General features: G+C 51.5%; 18 protein-coding genes and 1 pseudogene. 9 read left to right on the top strand and 10 right to left on the bottom strand.

Going from position 1 to position 17,054, the window contains the following annotated elements; genetic code table 11:
• Positions 1-6 precede the first annotated feature (6 nt).
• From ORD20_RS14110 to cysQ, 4 genes are all read right to left on the bottom strand, one after another.
• Positions 7-1,188, bottom strand: a complete 1,182-nt coding sequence (locus ORD20_RS14110; protein ID WP_103375348.1) for a lipopolysaccharide biosynthesis protein — start codon at positions 1,186-1,188, stop codon at positions 7-9.
• Positions 1,189-1,254: 66 nt separating this feature from the next.
• Positions 1,255-2,118, bottom strand: coding sequence for an ABC transporter substrate-binding protein (locus ORD20_RS14105; RefSeq protein WP_430626277.1), 864 nt, complete (start codon positions 2,116-2,118; stop codon positions 1,255-1,257).
• Positions 2,111-2,713, bottom strand: coding sequence for an N-acetylmuramic acid 6-phosphate etherase (locus ORD20_RS14100; protein WP_430626276.1), 603 nt, complete (start codon positions 2,711-2,713; stop codon positions 2,111-2,113). The genes ORD20_RS14105 and ORD20_RS14100 overlap by 8 nt, the downstream gene beginning before the upstream one ends.
• Positions 2,714-2,730: 17 nt before the next feature.
• A complete protein-coding gene (cysQ, locus tag ORD20_RS14095; protein WP_158246248.1) occupies positions 2,731-3,540 on the bottom strand; it encodes a 3'(2'),5'-bisphosphate nucleotidase CysQ in 810 nt (269 codons plus the stop codon).
• Between the two features lie 27 nt (positions 3,541-3,567).
• Here cysQ and ORD20_RS14090 point away from each other — a divergent pair, with 27 nt between their 5' ends.
• The 6 genes and pseudogenes from ORD20_RS14090 to prpB all read left to right on the top strand — a co-directional run bounded on the left by ORD20_RS14090 (position 3,568) and on the right by prpB (position 10,071).
• Positions 3,568-4,077 carry an IS110 family transposase gene (locus tag ORD20_RS14090; RefSeq protein ID WP_430626728.1) on the top strand — a complete coding sequence of 170 codons (510 nt, stop codon included), beginning with the start codon at positions 3,568-3,570 and terminating at the stop codon, positions 4,075-4,077.
• 238 nt (positions 4,078-4,315) lie between these two features.
• Positions 4,316-4,801: pseudogene (locus tag ORD20_RS14085) on the top strand (hypothetical protein); the annotation flags it as partial.
• A 242-nt stretch (positions 4,802-5,043) separates the two neighbouring features.
• A complete protein-coding gene (locus ORD20_RS14080; RefSeq protein WP_430626275.1) occupies positions 5,044-6,408 on the top strand; it encodes a TIM-barrel domain-containing protein in 1,365 nt (454 codons plus the stop codon).
• Positions 6,409-6,523: 115 nt separating this feature from the next.
• Positions 6,524-7,636, top strand: a complete 1,113-nt coding sequence (gene mmgD / locus ORD20_RS14075) for a citrate synthase (protein WP_103375342.1) — start codon at positions 6,524-6,526, stop codon at positions 7,634-7,636.
• Between the two features lie 54 nt (positions 7,637-7,690).
• Complete coding sequence (locus ORD20_RS14070; protein WP_103375341.1) at positions 7,691-9,127, top strand: bifunctional 2-methylcitrate dehydratase/aconitate hydratase; 1,437 nt, start codon at positions 7,691-7,693, stop codon at positions 9,125-9,127.
• A gap of 29 nt (positions 9,128-9,156) precedes the next feature.
• The gene (gene prpB / locus ORD20_RS14065; RefSeq protein WP_103375340.1) at positions 9,157-10,071 is read left to right on the top strand and encodes a methylisocitrate lyase; all 915 of its coding nucleotides are present in this window, start codon (positions 9,157-9,159) and stop codon (positions 10,069-10,071) included.
• A gap of 70 nt (positions 10,072-10,141) precedes the next feature.
• Here prpB and ORD20_RS14060 read toward each other — a convergent pair whose 3' ends face one another.
• The 3 genes from ORD20_RS14060 to ORD20_RS14050 are packed head-to-tail and all read right to left on the bottom strand — an operon-like array spanning position 10,142 to position 13,009.
• Entirely contained in the window at positions 10,142-11,533 is a 1,392-nt protein-coding gene (locus tag ORD20_RS14060) for an NAD(P)(+) transhydrogenase (Re/Si-specific) subunit beta (protein ID WP_103375339.1), read from the bottom strand.
• Positions 11,534-11,537: 4 nt separating this feature from the next.
• The gene (locus ORD20_RS14055; RefSeq protein WP_103375338.1) at positions 11,538-11,840 is read right to left on the bottom strand and encodes an NAD(P) transhydrogenase subunit alpha; all 303 of its coding nucleotides are present in this window, start codon (positions 11,838-11,840) and stop codon (positions 11,538-11,540) included.
• A 14-nt stretch (positions 11,841-11,854) separates the two neighbouring features.
• Positions 11,855-13,009 carry a Re/Si-specific NAD(P)(+) transhydrogenase subunit alpha gene (locus ORD20_RS14050; RefSeq protein WP_103375337.1) on the bottom strand — a complete coding sequence of 385 codons (1,155 nt, stop codon included), beginning with the start codon at positions 13,007-13,009 and terminating at the stop codon, positions 11,855-11,857.
• Positions 13,010-13,474: 465 nt separating this feature from the next.
• On the opposite strand from ORD20_RS14050, the gene ORD20_RS14045 reads away from it, so the two are divergent.
• From ORD20_RS14045 to ORD20_RS14035, 3 genes are all read left to right on the top strand, one after another.
• A complete protein-coding gene (locus tag ORD20_RS14045) occupies positions 13,475-14,431 on the top strand; it encodes a peptidyl-prolyl cis-trans isomerase (RefSeq protein WP_103375336.1) in 957 nt (318 codons plus the stop codon).
• Positions 14,432-14,502: 71 nt separating this feature from the next.
• On the top strand, positions 14,503-15,099 hold the full coding sequence (locus ORD20_RS14040) for a hypothetical protein (protein WP_146039028.1): 597 nt from the start codon (positions 14,503-14,505) through the stop codon (positions 15,097-15,099).
• Positions 15,100-15,141: 42 nt separating this feature from the next.
• Entirely contained in the window at positions 15,142-15,453 is a 312-nt protein-coding gene (locus ORD20_RS14035; protein WP_103375334.1) for a DUF2250 domain-containing protein, read from the top strand.
• A 14-nt stretch (positions 15,454-15,467) separates the two neighbouring features.
• On the opposite strand, the gene ORD20_RS14030 is transcribed toward ORD20_RS14035, so the two are convergent.
• From ORD20_RS14030 to ORD20_RS14020, 3 genes are all read right to left on the bottom strand, one after another.
• Positions 15,468-15,902 carry a PaaI family thioesterase gene (locus tag ORD20_RS14030; protein ID WP_158246247.1) on the bottom strand — a complete coding sequence of 145 codons (435 nt, stop codon included), beginning with the start codon at positions 15,900-15,902 and terminating at the stop codon, positions 15,468-15,470.
• Between the two features lie 159 nt (positions 15,903-16,061).
• Positions 16,062-16,223, bottom strand: coding sequence for a hypothetical protein (locus tag ORD20_RS14025; protein WP_158246246.1), 162 nt, complete (start codon positions 16,221-16,223; stop codon positions 16,062-16,064).
• A 421-nt stretch (positions 16,224-16,644) separates the two neighbouring features.
• The gene (locus tag ORD20_RS14020; protein ID WP_103375332.1) at positions 16,645-16,992 is read right to left on the bottom strand and encodes a PucR family transcriptional regulator; all 348 of its coding nucleotides are present in this window, start codon (positions 16,990-16,992) and stop codon (positions 16,645-16,647) included.
• Positions 16,993-17,054: the final 62 nt, after the last annotated feature.

Below are 17,054 nucleotides of genomic sequence, written 5' to 3'. Positions count from 1 at the left end.
CGGCTTTTATGCGTCATGAGCATATCCTAGCCCCATGCGCATTCCAACAGTCAACACAGCCATTCCCACAAGGGACCAAACCGTCGCATGAACCAGATGCGGTAAAGAGTGGCTGTGCACGAGCCAGATGACCCATACAACAAACCCCACACTTGATGCCATCCATAGAAGCCACCAACTTCGTGCGACAGCTTCCGCCAAAAAAATCAAGACCATCCCTAACGCCAACATGCCTACCCCATAAAAAACGAGCCACGTTGTGATGGGGTGAAATGAACTCCCCAAGGCCCACCCCACTAATTGCTGCGGAACCAACCCAAACACACCTTCAATGGTCATACCAAGGCCCAGATACACTCCTAGCGTATATTTTAACCAACGACGGCTTTCCTCCGGATGTTCCAACATCGCCGTCATCATGACCAAAGCCAAACTTGCGGCGGCATAGGGTATAGATTGCCCTATCGTCGCCAACCCGTTATAAAACCCCGCCATCTTTTGTGTTAATTGCGCCTTAGCCACAACCCCATCTGTCAGCCCGGTTAGAGTTTGCAAGACTCCCACAGCTCCTGATAAAGCAACGGAGCGTTTGGTCGATGGACCGCTAGGCAAAATCGCACGGACAATCCACGAGCTAAGACCCCAGAGCATCCCCACCGATACCGCTTGAAATGCTCCTAACAAGAGGACTGGATGGCGCGTATAACTGGCTAACCAGACGTCTATCACACTGAGAGCCGAACCCATCACTGTTAAACCTCCAAGCCAACGATACCGGCGAGCTCGCGCGACATATCCTAAATTGGCCGCATAATCCACCATGGGCCATGCCGATAACCCGAAGACGACAAAAAAGATGGAAGGCATCTTCAATGCCCGGCCCAACGGTCCGGAAAAAGCAACAAGGCTCCCCCACAAGGCGAGCCCCGTAATTCCATAAACAAGACGCCAACGTCTCCACTGCGGACCTGAGGGTTTCCCTGCGCGAATGGCCATCAGCGTGACTACCGAAGCCGGTAATGTGACGATGGCCACAACGTTATTTAGGGTCGTGACCACCCCATACAAGCTCGGCCCCAAGCGGTGCCCCAACAGCACCGCATAGAGCCAGTTAAAAATCCCCGATCCCAGGGTGGCTACACCGTAAATGGCGTTGTCAAGCCAAAATTTCTTCAATTGGCTTATCACGGGATAAAAGCCTCCACTATGGTCTCTACCATCCCTCACTCCCGCCAAAACCTATTTTGACGCCTCTTATTGGGATACCGTCCAATATTGCGCATATAGAAAATCCGTCACCGGATTAAATGTGCTTACTGTGCCATGGACATTTTTGGCATGCACATTTAATCCTACTTCCCGCGCATAACCCTGTGGGAACCACGGCATCCATAGCACCGGTAGGTCTTTGGCAGCCCACTGTTCGTAAGCATCCATGCGCGACTGAATTTGTGTCGGCGTGCCTGGTTCATAGGTAGCTTGGATCAACGCGTTCATCGTGCGACTGTCGTAACTGCCACTATTTTCTCCTGCCCCGGAGGCAAAAAGATTGCCGCCCGTTGGATAATAATCTAACTGATACGTCCATCCTGCTCCCCAATAGGCCATCGCCCAGCGGCCAGCAGACGCCGGGACGGCTTCTCCCAGTAATTCATCGAGCGGCAAACTTTGCAGGCTGACCTGAATGCCCTCTTTAGCCCAGTCTGTTTTCAGCAACTGAGCCATGTTGGCAACCGTTTGGCTCCCTGATACATAAATAAAAGGAAAGGCTAACTTCTGGCCATTTTTAGTCATGACGCCGTTCACCAAGCTCCACCCATGCTCTTCCAGCAACTTTTCACCCGCCACAGGATTATAGGGATAAAGCGGTGTATTCAGTGCCGGATCATAAAAAGCCGTATGCGGTACAGCAGGAACGGGACCATCGGTCGCCACCCCTAAACCATGATAGAGAGAGTCAATAATGCCTTTTTGATCAATGCCCATTTCCAAGGCCTGACGAACATATCGGTGTTGAAAAACACGCCCGATTCCCCCTGGCGCTTTAGGATTCATATTTAGGAGCAAGTAATTCATCCCAAACAAATAACTCGTACTAAAATCATCGATGCTAGCCAATTCCTTTTTGGTATTCCATAACCTCAGGGCCCGTGGGAACCGCAATGACAATATCAGATAAATGCTTCACTTCGGGTTCATCGTTGGCACTGACGGAAATCGTGCACGCCCCGCGCAAGCGCCCCTCTTTGAGCGCGCCAATCACGAACGGCGTTCGCCCAGAAGCCGACAGGCCCACCACCACATCACGGCTTTGTACCCCAGCCAACCGAATTTGTTGTTGCCCTGACTCCATGCTGTCTTCCGCGCCTTCCACCGCGTGCACTAAAGCATCCGGGCCACCCGCCATGATTGCCTGCACCATCGATGGATCCGTATTAAAAGTCGGGGGGCATTCGGCGGCATCCAACACTCCCAATCGACCGCTGGTGCCAGCCCCCACATAAAACATTCGGCCCCCTTGACTCAACCGCTCACTAATGGCATCGACCGCCGCAGCGATTTCACTGAGATGTTCTTTCACCAACAGCGGCACCGTTTGGTCTCCAGCATTCATCACTTTGAGCATTTCCAACGTCGTTAAGGTTTCTAACGGAGGAATTGTCCGGTCCCACATTTCTGTTTGTAGTCGTTCGATTGTCTTATCCGGCTCCATAAAATACCTCCACCTAGCTATTTAGAAAACGCATCATGAGCGTGGAGGTATGGGCCCCAAGTTTTCCAGTCCCCCACCGCAATAAATCCGTCATTGTGTAAATCTACCTTATTATATGTGAGTGGTTCTCCGTGCAGGTCTACAACCTTTCCACCGGCTTCCTCAATCAAGAGCTGTCCCGCCGCACTATCCCATTCCATATTGGGCATCAGCCGCGGATATATGTCCGCTTCTCCTTCCGCTACGCGGCAGAATTTTAGAGCACTGCCCATTAGAGATAAAGAATGCTCGGCCAAGCCCACAGAATTCAACCACTCCACCTCACTCTGCCGGTGTGAACGGCTAATAATCGCACGGCACGGCTGTGTCAACGGCCGGGAGTTAATGGCTTGGACGTGGTTCTGCGCTATTCGGTAAGCCCCTTTTCCTGCCACAGCCTTATAGGTCACACGAGCTTCGGGCCAATCGATAATAGCTACCACCGGGTGATTATCTGCGATGAGCGCAACGTTGATGGTAAATTCTCCGTTACCACGTACAAATTCCTTTGTCCCATCCAACGGATCGATAAGCCAAAGCATTTTCCAACGATTGCGCACTTCATACGGCTTGGCCGTGGTCTCTTCAGATATAATAGGAATATGCGGGTAGTCGTGTTGCAACATATGCACCAACACTTCTTGAGACGCAACATCGGCCGCAGTGACGGGCGACTGGTCAGATTTATAGTTGACAGCGAAAGGTTGAGTCATGACCTCTAAAATCTTTTCACGGGCCGCCCAGACAGCATGTAGTGCTTTGTCGGCCATGCTTTCAAAAATCTCCATCCTGTCACCCCGTCGTAATGGGCTCGTCTGCACACGGTCTCTTGCAAGACAATTCGCCATATATTCTCTCGCACCCTTATTATAAAGGGAGAACGCACGCAGGGCGAATCATGGAATAACATTTGGCGATTTCTTGTGGTTCTACGTAACGTGACCGTCGTGACCGTCGTCTTGGTCAATCCCTTGCACACGCACAAGCTCAAAGAAGTCGACGATCACACGCCCTCGAAAAATGACGCCAAGGATGCCGGGATTATTGCTCGGGCGGTCGCCGAAGGGCGGTATATGCACCGGACCCCGCGGGAAGGCGTCTGGAGTGAATTGGCTACCTTGTCCGTGACCCGACGCCAACAGAAGGCGGATGTGGTCCGCTGGCAGAATCGCATTCAGGGGTGGTTGGATGTCTATGCCCCGGAATTTCGGCAGGTCTTCAAAGCCTGGAAGGGTCTCGCCGCCTTGTGGGTGCTGGACACCGTGGGAACGACAGCATCCTGCACAGAGGACGATTCGGGCGTAGACCCTGTAACCCCTTGGTAGGCTTCGTGAGGTCGTTCATCACGTGTCGACGGTCGCAGAGGTCCCGGGATTGACAAAAAAACTATGAGAACAAGAGGATTTACACAAAAAACTAAGGTAGGAGAGACGCCTTTTGAGAGCTTTGACATCCCTGACGCAATTCCCGAACTCTCCGCATTATGCCCGCTTTAGTCAAGTCCTTCTCACTGACGATGACCAACGTGCCATTATTAACGGTCAAGGGCATCTAGATTCTCCCGTGGAACAATGGGATGTGCGTATCAGTGCAACAGGTCGGGTGCATCTTTTGTGGCACAATGGTCTAGATGCCTACACATTGTTAAGCGCGGATCTATTCGTGCCGACCGACTCCTTTGTGCCTTTAACCCTAATTCGCGACAAAGACCGCTGGCTATTAACCGGTAATACAGTGACCGTCGTAATTGACCCACAAGGGACAATCGAGGTCCAAGTGGGGCCAGCTCAATTCTTTTACACTCACTTTTATCGTCACAATCAGCATGTCCGTTGTGCTCTTAAAACCACGTTGCAGGAGCACCTTTATGCATTAGGCGAAAAGGTCGGCAGGCTCGACAAAAAAGGTAGATTGTGGACGCAGTGGACCACTGATGCCGTTCCTCATGAGGATCACACTGATCCTCTCTATCAAGCCATCCCCTTTGCACTTTTAGGTCAAGCCGGTCCCCAAGGATTTCGCGGCATTTTCTTAGCCAACAGTGCACGGACCTACTTCGATGCGACCATGGACGAATGGTTGTGGATAGGGGCCGATGATGGTCCTTTAAGTCTTTACGCCCTCCCGGGCCCACACCCCCAAGACGTCCTGCGTCATTACACGGACCTTACGGGCCGATTCCCTATGCCTCCCCAATATGCCTTAGGGTTTCAGCAAAGTCGCTATAGTTACATGGACGAACAAGAGGTGGTGGAAATTTCTATTGTCAAGGTCATACCCAGCAATACTTCATGGAATACCTCAACGGGGAAGAATTTCACTCCGAGGTCTGGCCGGGCGTTTGTGCTTTTCCGGACTTTGCGCAAAGTCGTACCCGGAACTGGTGGGCCGGGTTACATCGTCCTCTCCAAGAGGCAGGAATTCAAGGGATTTGGAATGATATGAACGAACCTGCATGGTGGGGCTTGGGTCAGGCTGGCCCCGCATCACATCCCGACGAAGAAAGTGGCATTGTCCACCATACTGACCATGGTCAAATGATTCCTCATCATCTCGTCCATAATTTGTATGCTCTCCTCGAAGCTCATGCCACGTATGACGCCTTATCATCGTCTTCTTCGCGCCCATTTATTCTCAGTCGTTCCGGTTTTAGTGGCATTCAGCGCTATGCCGCCGTCTGGACGGGAGATAACTCGAGCCAGTGGGAACATTTAGCTATGGCGATCCCTATGTGTCTTAATCTTGGCTTATCGGGCATTCCTCTCGTTGGTGCTGACATTGGTGGTTTTTTGGATAATGCCAGTCCGGAGCTCTATGCACGGTGGATTCAAGCGGGGTCCTTCTTCCCTTTCGCCAGAGCTCATAGCGCCATCGACACGGCCCGGCATGAACCATGGTCTTTCGGTGAAGAGGTGCTCGACATTGCGCGGCGCTACCTGCAATATCGGTACCGCCTTTTGCCCTACTGGTACAGCCTACTCTATCAAGCCCATCAAGACGGAAGCCCTATGATGCGCCCGACCTTTTGGGTCGATGCGGCTCCGCCGTTTCTCACTGTCGATGACCAATTTTTGATTGGCAACGACCTTTTGGTAGCCCCCGTCATTGAAAAAGGAGCCAACAAAAAATCCGTACACATCCCTTCCGGACAATGGTATGACCTTTGGCACCACCAATGGATCACAGGTCCCCGGCACATCATCGTCGATGCACCGCTGGCTGTGCTGCCTGTCTTCCTCCGCGCAGGAGCCATTCTTCCCCTTGCAAACATCGTTCAGTCAACAAGGGAATGGCCTCATCATAGTCCGTGGCCATCCGTGATTTGGATTGTGCCTGGCCATGGCTCTTTGAATTTCTATGGCGACGATGGACACTCATTGCAATATCAAACGGGCGCTTACTTCATAATACAACTCAGCGTCAGCGTGCAAGAGACCACGCTTGTGGTTCATTGGTCGCGCCTTTACGGCCAGGACGCACTGATCCCCGATGAGTCTGTCCTGTTTAAGATTGGTCCACTGGTAAAGACCCAATCGCTGACGGCAACCGGAGACGGCACCCGGATTTCTGGCGCAGATAACGCACATTATATCTATGTGATGGCGTCATTGCGGAAGAAAGGTTCCGGCACCATCACCATTAAGCAAGATGCCTAACGACAAGATGTTCGGTTTTGTCAGAATACTTTATGCCTTTGCCAATCGACCCACAATCTGGCTATGATAAGGGGAGAAACGGCTAAGAACCGTTTACCTGAGAGGATGTGACCATATGACCGACGAAACCTATAAGCCAGGACTGGAAGGCATTATCGCAACCGAGACAGCGTTATCGTACTTGGATGTCGACCACGAACAAATTGTCATCCGGGGCTACGACTTAATCGAACTGGCCAACACGGTCGATTACATTAAAGTCGCCCACCTATTGATGGAAGGTCATCTGCCCACGAGTACTGAATACGACGCCTTTGTGCGCACACTCAATGAACGCCAGACCGTTCCCGACCAAATTTTCTCCATCATGAAGTCCTTAGGACCCCAGCAGCACTTGATGGATTCCCTACGGACGGCATTATCCGCATTAGCCACATTTGATTCATCTCTAGGACGATTAGATGCGCAGAGCACTGCAGAACAGTCCTTAACATTGCTGGCTCGCATGCCTGTTATTGTGGCCAATAGCTACCACATCAAAAATCACGAAGCGATTGTACAACCGCGCGCCGACTTAGGCTATGCAGCCAACTTCCTCGCGATGATTACAGGCTCAGTTCCGACGCCGGATGAAGCACAAGCTTTTGACCAACTCCTTACGGTATATAGTGAGCACGAAATGCCTAATTCGACCTTTACGGCCATTGTCATCGCCTCCACCTTGTCAGATATGTATGGTGCCTTAGTTGGCGCGGTCGCCTCTCTGAAGGGCACATTGCATGGAGGCGCCAATGAGGCCGTGATGCATATGCTGCTCGAAATGAAAACACCCGACCAAGTTGAACCCCAGCTTCTCGCTAAACTTGCCCGCAAGGAGCGAATCATGGGATTTGGACATAGAGTCTATATGAAGAAACCAGACCCGCGGGCCATGCTGATGAAAGAATCGTTAAAGCGCCTCGTAGCGATAAAGGGCCATCAGGATCTATATGACATGTGTGTCATCGGTGAAGAGGTCATGCAGCGGGAAAAAGGTTTGTATCCCAATTTAGATTACTACGCGGCGCCCGTCTATTACTTGTTGGGTGTACCCATCGAGCTCTATACCCCGATTTTTTTCGCGGCGCGTACAGCGGGTCTCGTAGCCCACGTGCGCGAACAGTACGAACATAACCGCCTCTTCCGACCCCGCGTCCGTTATACGGGGCCGCGCGGTTTGCACCCTTAATGATTTTTCGGGTCCGGTTATCGAAAACCGGACCCCCGAAAGGACTTGGTTTTTGTGAATACAACCAGCACGACCCATACTCCGGTTGATGCGGTGCTATCAACGATTACGGATTATGTTATCTCTCCTCCTTCATTCTCGGACGAAGCCTATACCATGGCACGTTGGGTTTTAATGGATGCTATTGGCTCAGGCATTTTAGCCCTCAACTATCCCGAATGCCGCAAGTTGTTAGGACCCATAGTGCCTGGCGCCAACCTTCCTGGTGGTGCGCGCGTTCCCGGCCTTCCCTATGAGCTCGATCCGGTTCAAGGTGCTTTCAACATTGGCTGTATGAATCGGTGGTTAGACTACAATGATACGTGGCTCGCCGAAGAATGGGGCCATCCCTCCGACAATATCGGGGCCATCTTGGCCGTCGCTGACTGGAAGAGCCGACAAAATCTGCGTGAGGGACATCCTCCCCTCACCATGCATGAGGTTTTAACCGCCATTATTGAAGCGCATGAAATCCAAGGCGTGCTAGCATTGGAAAACAGCCTGAATCGTGTCGGCCTTGATCATGTCTTGTTCGTCAAAGTCGCCTCAACGGCTGTCAGCGCCCACCTGCTAGGGGCCACACGCTCTCAAACGATCAATGCGCTCTCGAATGCGTGGATTGATAATGGTAGTCTCCGGACCTATCGCCACGCCCCCAATACGGGATCACGCAAATCGTGGGCTGCTGGAGACGCTACCAGTCGGGCCGTTCGTCTGAGCCTCATGGCACTGGCTGATGAAATGGGTTATGCCACAGCACTGACGGCGCCCCAATGGGGTTTTCACGACGTGGTCATGCACGGCACGCCGATTCGCTTGAGCCGTCCTCTAGGGTCTTATGTCATTGAACATGTGCTCTTTAAAATTTCATATCCTGCGGAATTTCATGGTCAAACGGCCGTGGAAGCGGCCATTGCTTTGCATCCCAGCGTAGCCAACCGACTAGATGATATTGCCGAAATTATTATTGACACCCAAGAGTCGGCCATGCGCATTATTAATAAAACCGGCCCATTGGTCAATCCGGCCGACCGCGACCACTGCCTGCAATATATGACAGCAATCGGCCTCATTCATGGCCACCTGACTGCCGATCAGTATCTTGACGACGCCGCACAAGATCCCCGAATTGATGCTTTAAGGGACAAGATGATAGTACGCGAAAATAAGCAGTTTTCCAAAGACTATCTGGATCCGGACAAGCGCTCCATTGCCAATGCTATTCAAATTCGTTTTCGCGACGGTTCCATGACGCCCAATGTGGTTGTGGAGTATCCCCTGGGGCATCAAAAACGTCGTCAAGAGGCCCAAGGCCCCCTTTGGGATAAATTTCATCACAATGTGTCCTCATGGTATGTACCCGCCAAAGTCGAACGGTTAATGGCGTTAGCACAAAATACGCAATTAGCCTCCATGTCCGTTCCTGACTTTATGGCGGCTTGGACAGTGTAAAACAGAAGTGGGTCAAAGGAGGACGCCAGATGGCTTGGTTATTTCAAGAAGACGTTCCACAGTCTCAGCTATCCGCACAGTTTTTACACCGAATCAATAGCCCAGGGATTGTGAAAATCCCCGGAGCGCATGATGCAATGGCCGCTTTAGTCGCTCAATCCTGCGGCTTTGACGTGCTCTACCTCTCTGGTGGCGCCTATACAGCGTCCCGGGGCCTTCCCGATGTGGGCCTCATCAGCGCTCCCGAGGTGGCTCGGCGCGCTCAAGACCTCGTACGCGCTACCAACCTTCCCGTGCTAGTTGATATTGACACCGGCTACGGCGGAGTCTTGAATGCAGCACGCACGGCAAAAGAAATGGCCGAAATGCGAGTGGCGGCGGTGCAAATTGAAGACCAAGATCTACCGAAAAAATGCGGGCATCTCAATGGAAAAACCTTAGTCCCCGCCGATGAAATGGTCGCTAAAATCCGCGCCATTCGCGAAACCGTCCCATCGCTGGCCATCATTGCCCGCACCGATGCTTACGGCGTCGAAGGGCTAAATGCCGCGGTCGAACGGGCTCAGCAATATCTCGAAGCGGGAGCTGACGGCATATTCCCGGAGTCCCTTGACACGGCAGAAGCCTTCGCGGAAATGGCCCGGCGAGTGCATGCACCATTGCTGGCCAATATGACAGAATTTGGCCGCACCCCCTATTTCACGGCCCAACAGTTTGAAGCGTGGGGATATAAAATGGTTCTATATCCGGTGTCTTCACTACGCATTGCAGCCCATGCTTATGAGCGTTTGTACCGGGTACTGATGGAAGAAGGAACTCAGCAGTCTTTGTTGCCCGAGATGCAGACACGTAAGGAACTTTACGACCTCATTCGGTACTGGGACTACGAATCACTCGATGCCCACATCGCGCGCACGATATTGCCGGATAATACCGAATCTTAAACGGATCCTAAGTCAAGGAAAGGCCCCCGGCCACCTAACCCGCCGAGGGCCGTTTTTAGTTGGCAGACACTTAGACCTCGTCTAATGCGCGCAACAAGTGGTCCAGCGATGCTTTGGCATCACCAAACAACATCGAGGTTTTAGGATTGGTATATAGCGGGTTGTCAATACCTGCAAACCCGGGACTCATTCCCCGTTTCAACACGACAATACGCTTTGCTTGGTCGACGTTAAGAATAGGCATGCCGTATAAGGGACTCCCCGGTTGGTTACGAGCAGCAGGGTTTGTTACGTCATTCGCTCCGATGACTAAAACCACGTCTGTTTGTGGAAACTGCGGATTTATCGCATCCATCTCATATAATTGGTCATAGGGCACGTCAGCTTCCGCTAGAAGCACATTCATGTGACCTGGCATACGGCCCGCTACGGGATGGATTCCAAATCGCACGGTAACTCCTTTTTCGTTAAGGCGCTCTGTTAATTGCCGCACTTCTTGTTGTGCCCGGGCTACCGCTAAGCCGTACCCGGGGACAATTACGACATTCCGTGCGTACGCTAACATCGTCGCCACATCGTCAACGGTCGCCGATTGAACAACGCCGTCTCCTCCGTCCGGGCCCGCTCCGGCCCCCGCAGCCACTTGCCCAAAAGCGCCAAATACAATGTTGTGGATAGGGCGGTTCATGGCGCGGCTCATTTGCTGCGTTAAAATGGTTCCCGAGGCCCCCACCAAGGCCCCCGCGATAATTAACACATTGTTGGACATTAAAAATCCTGTGGCCGCAGCAGCCAATCCGGTAAACGCGTTGAGCAGTGAAATCACGACGGGCATATCCGCTCCACCAATCGGCAGAACCAGGAGAAGTCCCAATAAAGCCGCTAACACAATGTAGACACCCAGCCATGGCAACGCATGAGGACCACCAGATACAATCATCATAATCCCTAAAACAAGAGCAACCGCCAACAATAGCCCATTAAGCAGCTTTTGGCCACCAAACGTAATCGGTCGACCCCGCACCCACTCTTGCAGTTTGGCAAATGCCAGCAAACTTCCTGTAAAGCTGATGGAGCCAATAAGGACCGTCAACAGAGCGGCAATAGATGCGGCTGCCGAAGACACCCCAACGCTCCACTGAGAATGCAGTTCCCCAATGGACACTAAAGCGGCAGCGCCTCCACCCATTCCATTAAAGAGCGCGACCATTTGTGGCATAGCGGTCATACGGACTTTGAGCGCCGCATAGCTCCCGACAATGGCTCCTAAAATCAGCGCCAGCCCAATCCAAAGCCATGAGAACGAATGATATTGCACGAGAGTGACAACAAAGGCAACAACCATACCACTTGCCGCGATCAAATTCCCTGACTTGGCCGTGGCGGGGGAACGAAGGCGCATAACTCCCATAATAAAGAGAATGGCCGTGATTAAATATCCTACTTGTAATAGCATGTCCATTCACTCACTCCGTAGGCCGTTCGGCTGATTTTTTCTTGAACATCCCTAAAATCCTATCAGTCACAACATATCCCCCCACAACGTTGAGGGTAGCCAAAAAGACCGCTGCCACACTAATGCCGACATCCAAAGGCCCTTTTACCGTCGCGGCGAGCGCAATGGCCCCCACTAGGATAATGCCGTGAATGGCATTGGTGGCCGACATCAGGGGTGTGTGCAACACCGACGGTACTTTGGAAATTAACTGAAATCCTACAAACACCGCCAACACAAAGATATAAATTTCGGTCAGCAAACTATGCGGCATGATATCCCCACTCCTTAAGCATTGATACGATTTTTCAAAGCCTCATGCGTAATAGTTCCGTCGTGCACAATCATCGTACGAGCCACAATTTCATCGTCTAAATTCAATGCCTTGTCGGCTAGCCCCATGGCAAACAAATGCGTCAAAAAATTATAGACATTACGCGAATATAGCTGACTAGCGTGTGGCGCCAACTGAGAGGCAATATTCAACGGGGCCTCAATCGTCACCCCATTATCGGTCACAACCGTTTCGCCAGGACGACTTAGAGCGCAATTGCCTCCGGCTTCAGCCGCCAAATCTACGATCACCGCCCCGGGTCGCATGCTCTTAACCATTTCTTCTGTCACCAAAATTGGGGCGGGTCTACCAGGAATCAATGCCGTGGTAATCACAACATCCGCTTCGGCGACTGGCTTGGACAAAAGGTTGACCTCCGCTTGATGAGCATCCTCAGCTAAGGCTTGTGCGTACCCGTCTTGGGTTTGTTGAGATTGCACTTCTAACGCCAAGAACGACGCGCCCAGACTTTCCACCTGTTCACGAACGACCGGCCGCGTGTCAAATGCTTGCACCACAGCTCCTAAGCGATGCGTGGTGGCAATAGCTTGAAGTCCAGCCACCCCAGCCCCTAAAATCAGCACTTTAGCAGGCGTAATTGTACCCGCGGCGGTCATAAGCAGAGGAAAAAATCGTGGCAACCTCTCGGCACCGATTAAGGCTGCTCGGTACCCCGCCACCGTACTCATCGACGACAATACGTCCATGCTTTGGGCCCGGCTAATCCGGGGAATCGCATCCATGCTAAATGCGGTCAAATTTCGATCACGGAGGGCTTTAAACACCTCAACATCCGTGGACAACGGCCCCAACATGCCAATCGCCACGGCTCCAGCACGAAGATGCGCATAGGGCAAATCTTGAGCAGACGGATCAATAACCTGCACACTGACGGCAATATCCGCATCCCGCATCCAGTCACTTTTGGCGCCATCTACTACAGTGGCTCCTGCATCACGGTATTGCTGATCCGAAAAGCCGGACGCAATACCCGCCCCTTCTTCCACTAAAACGGCGTGGTCCGCTTTAACTAATTTCGCCACGGTTTCCGGTATTAGCGCAACCCGGCGCTCTCTCGCGCCGCGTTCACGAGGTACTGCAATAATCATGTTCTGTTTGCCTCCATGCCGCCATCCGCGGAAAATTAGGGTATTTTAATTTAAGATGAGCGCAATATTATACAATATAACCCCGATTTTGAACTTAGTGTCAATAGCACTCGAAAGTTTTTTGCGCTCCACTCGCCTATAATAATAGGCTACAGTCATCGTGAGTATTTTTGACCTTATCATATACACAGCATCCTGACAATTGCTGAACCGCTTTTTCGACCCCTATTCTATCTTCGCTCACCTATCTTGCGCTGGATCTGTTGAAATTATTTGGCACCCTATCCGTCTGCTAAAGCTACTCGCCTTGTAACGCACAAACCGGTGCGTGCCTTGCCCTCACCGGACCTTAGGCGCATTGTGTCGAACGAACAAAGCCTGTACACTAAGAGCGTGTGATCGCGGAAACAATTTGGTAACACCTGTGGGGCAGGATAGAGCAGGGTAAACAAAGGATGGTGTGACATGAGAAATCCACAGCATTGGCCTAAATTGATGGCCACCGTAGTGGGGCTAAGCGTAAGCGCCGCCGCTCTTGCAGGCTGCGGACAACAATCGTCCGCGGCGCCAAAGCCGTTGGCCGTAGTAAATGGAAAGGATCTCACCACTGCACAGCTCAACACGATGGTGCGGATGACAGAACTGTTTAACGGTTCCACCTTGCCCAACACTAAACAAGAGAAAATTAGCGAAGTGAAGTACCTCGTCCAAGAGAAAAGTGTGGAAGACTGGACGCTCGCTCATCACTTAACGACAAAGGCTAAAGCCGAAGCGTCGGCCAAAACAGTATTGGATAAGTCGATCGAGCCAGAAGTAGGCGGCGTATCGGGATTGGATAAGATGCTTAAGAGCAAAGGCGTAACCATGAGCCAGCTTAACGATTATTTGACTCAGCAGATGATTTTGCAACAGGCATATAACCAAGCGACCAAGAACGTCAAACCAATTACGACGGCAGCAGCGGAGTCCTTTTATAAGGCAAACCCGCAATACTTCACGGGTAGCCCACAGGTGGAGCTGGAGGAAATCACCGTTAAATCGCAAAGTGAAGCCCAAACGCTTGAAAAGCAGGTGGAAGCCGGCGCGAGTTTCGCGGCCTTGGCTAAAAAGGATACCACCAATACTACGTTAAAGAGCAAGGGGGGCGAAGTCGGCTGGACACCGGAGTCGCTTCAATCGTTATCGCCTGCTGTTTATAAAGAAGTCCAAAGCCTCAAGCCTGGCCAATTTGGCATTACCAAGGGATCTCATGGGTACGACCTTATTGGCTTACAAGCCACGAAGCCTGCTCAAGTGAGTCCGTTCAGCCAAGTGGAAAGCGAAATTAAGGCTAATCTTCTACAAACAGCGCAAGGCAATGCGTATCAAGCTTTTGCATCGAAAATTGAGAAACAAGCGCGCGTCAAAATTTTTTACAAATAACAAGTTCGTGCGGCACTCCACCCACTTAGGTGGGTGGAGTGCCTTTCAAAATCAATCGCGAGGTTAGCATCATGACACGATTCAAACACTTATGGAAACTACTCATCTTAGGGCTTCTTGCCGTCTTTGCCACAGCGTGCGGGGCATCGGCTCCCATTACGTTCGCTCCAGTGTCGGCCCACTCCTTAGCCCAAGAAGTCCATCGATGGCGTCTTCCTTTATTGAATGGCCATTTTACGACACCCTCCCAAGTGATGATAGATCCGTTGACAACGGCGCCTCATTCCACTGAGGCCAATCTTCTAAGAGATAGTTTAGAAAATCCTAGTCTCGGCATCTCTAGCGCGTGGAATGGATTAACCGTTCCGGCTATGTGGCTTACAGACGGTCGGACAACCTTTAATATCCCGATGTACCGTAGCCTGACATCCAATTCTACCTTAAATACCCCGGTTACAATATCGGCTGAGCGTGTTCATCAGTTGCTGAATCACCTGATGCAATCGCACTATCTTTTGCTAGCACCTCAAACGTACGTCCTTGTTATCCAACGCATCTCAGCACATCAAGCCAATCAACTAGCCGCCAATGCAACCAATCTGATTGAAAATGTTGACACGCAGTCGACTCGTCCCGCTTATCTTGTCATGTGGGTAGGAATACGCTGATAGGGGTTCGTGTGATACACTTAAGCACGAGGTGACGCATCGATGGAACCAAACCTTGATGAAACAGACCTCAAGCTGCTGAAATATCTTAAAACCTTGGGGCCGGACTACGCAAAGCTCCTAGCATCCCGCTTCCACATCGACTTGGAATCGATGCGCTCGCGGTTAGCCTACTTAGAATCCATCAACTTTATCGAACGCGTGGAAGGCCGGATCGTGAAGTATTACCATCGGCGAATGAAGTCCGTGAAGCATCGCAACCATACATATTTTATGATTGCGAGGGAGGGCGACCACTATTTGCGTGCCCAGGAGGCAGACCCCGACGTTCCTTGGAAAAAGCCAAAGCGTTAATACAAGAGCTGCGGTTATCTCCTAAACAACTTGTAAATTCCCGTACAGGTCGCGCAAATAGTTCCTGCTTCATCAAGAATTTCGCCTTCGACAAAGACTGTCGTCGCTCCTTGGCGGGTTACACGGCCGTGACCCGTTACAATTTTGTTGGCTTTTACCATTTTTAAATATTGGATGTTGAGCGTTATGGTCACTTGCCCTATAACCCCGGGTGTCCACGCCGACCGCACCGCCACCCCCAGCAACCCATCAAACATGTACGCCATAATGCCGCCATTCACCGCATCAGTACCGCCGCCACCCCGGTGGTGATGCGCTACATCAAGTTCTACCGTGGACTTACCGCCTTTGGCTTCAACGATTCGAAGCCCTGCCCACGAAAAAAATGGATACCCATTGGCCTCACTTGGCGGCACAGTAAAGCCCGGCAATTCCTCGCGATTGTCCATTGATCTCCATCCTGTCATTTTAGGGTCTTTTCATCATAGCACAATATGCCTCGAGGATATCTCAGGCGGTCTTTGGGCCTCAGGTTTGCTAAGGATATAACAAAAAAGCCCCACTCAAAGGCGGGGCCGTGAGGGTCACGTCATGAAGGGGTTTGCTGCTTACAACCAAGCCATGACAAAATATCCGGCCATAATAACAAACAGAGCACTGAGGACGAAAAACAGGCCAAACACGGTGACATCCATCAGTTCGCTCTGATGCCAACTTCTGCGCTCTAAGGTTTCTGACACTCCCATTGGTACGTTACCGTACTGAGCCATTTTCACTACCCCCATTTTTATCACGCTCTACTTTCTACGGGTATTATAGCTCAATATGACTAGTCTGAAAAGGCCTCCCGCGTCATTTGGAGGATAATTGTTTTTCGTCGGATAGAATCCATTTTTAGCATGGCACTTTCTCGTGTCGAACAATCCTGCCCGGTACTAAACCCCAACAAAAAAGCGCCGACGACGAGTTCGCCGGGCGCTCCATGACCTTTGACATTGTCATATACGTTATGACTGCACAGCTACCCAAGTATATTCATCGACGCGCACTTCACCACTGCCATGACACATGCGGCATACCGTATAGCCCCGTTGGTCGCAGACCGTACAACCTTCCCCTTCGCACTCCCCGCAAATGTCTTCTCCATGCCCGAAGCATTGATCACAGTCTTTCCATTCGCCCTTGGGCGACTTAGGGAATACGGGCACCCGTCGCGACTTTGACATGGTCATTTCCTCCATTCTCTAAAAGTCCGTCATGATAAAACTCCAACGCCAATCGTAAATCAATGACGGCATCGAGGTCTTTCAAATCACACCCCAACATCGTTTGTAGCCGCTCCAATCGGTATGCCAAGGTATTTCGATGCACATATAAACGCCTTGCCGCCTCTCGCGCTTGCCCGTTGCTATCTAAATACACCTGCAGCGTCCACAACAACTCGCGGCTATAAGTACTATCCTCCAGCAGACTCCCCAACTTTTCTTGAGCAAAAGTTGCACGCACCGATGCAGGCACTGAATCGAATAACCGCGTCACCGGCCACCCTCCTCCTTCGGCATCTATCGAACGTCTGTTTGCATCGTGGCGCACAGGATATT

Origin of the sequence: Sulfobacillus thermotolerans (assembly GCF_039623705.1) — a bacterium.
Classification (GTDB): domain Bacteria; phylum Bacillota; class Sulfobacillia; order Sulfobacillales; family Sulfobacillaceae; genus Sulfobacillus; species Sulfobacillus thermotolerans.
This window is presented reverse-complemented; position numbering and strand designations above follow the sequence as displayed.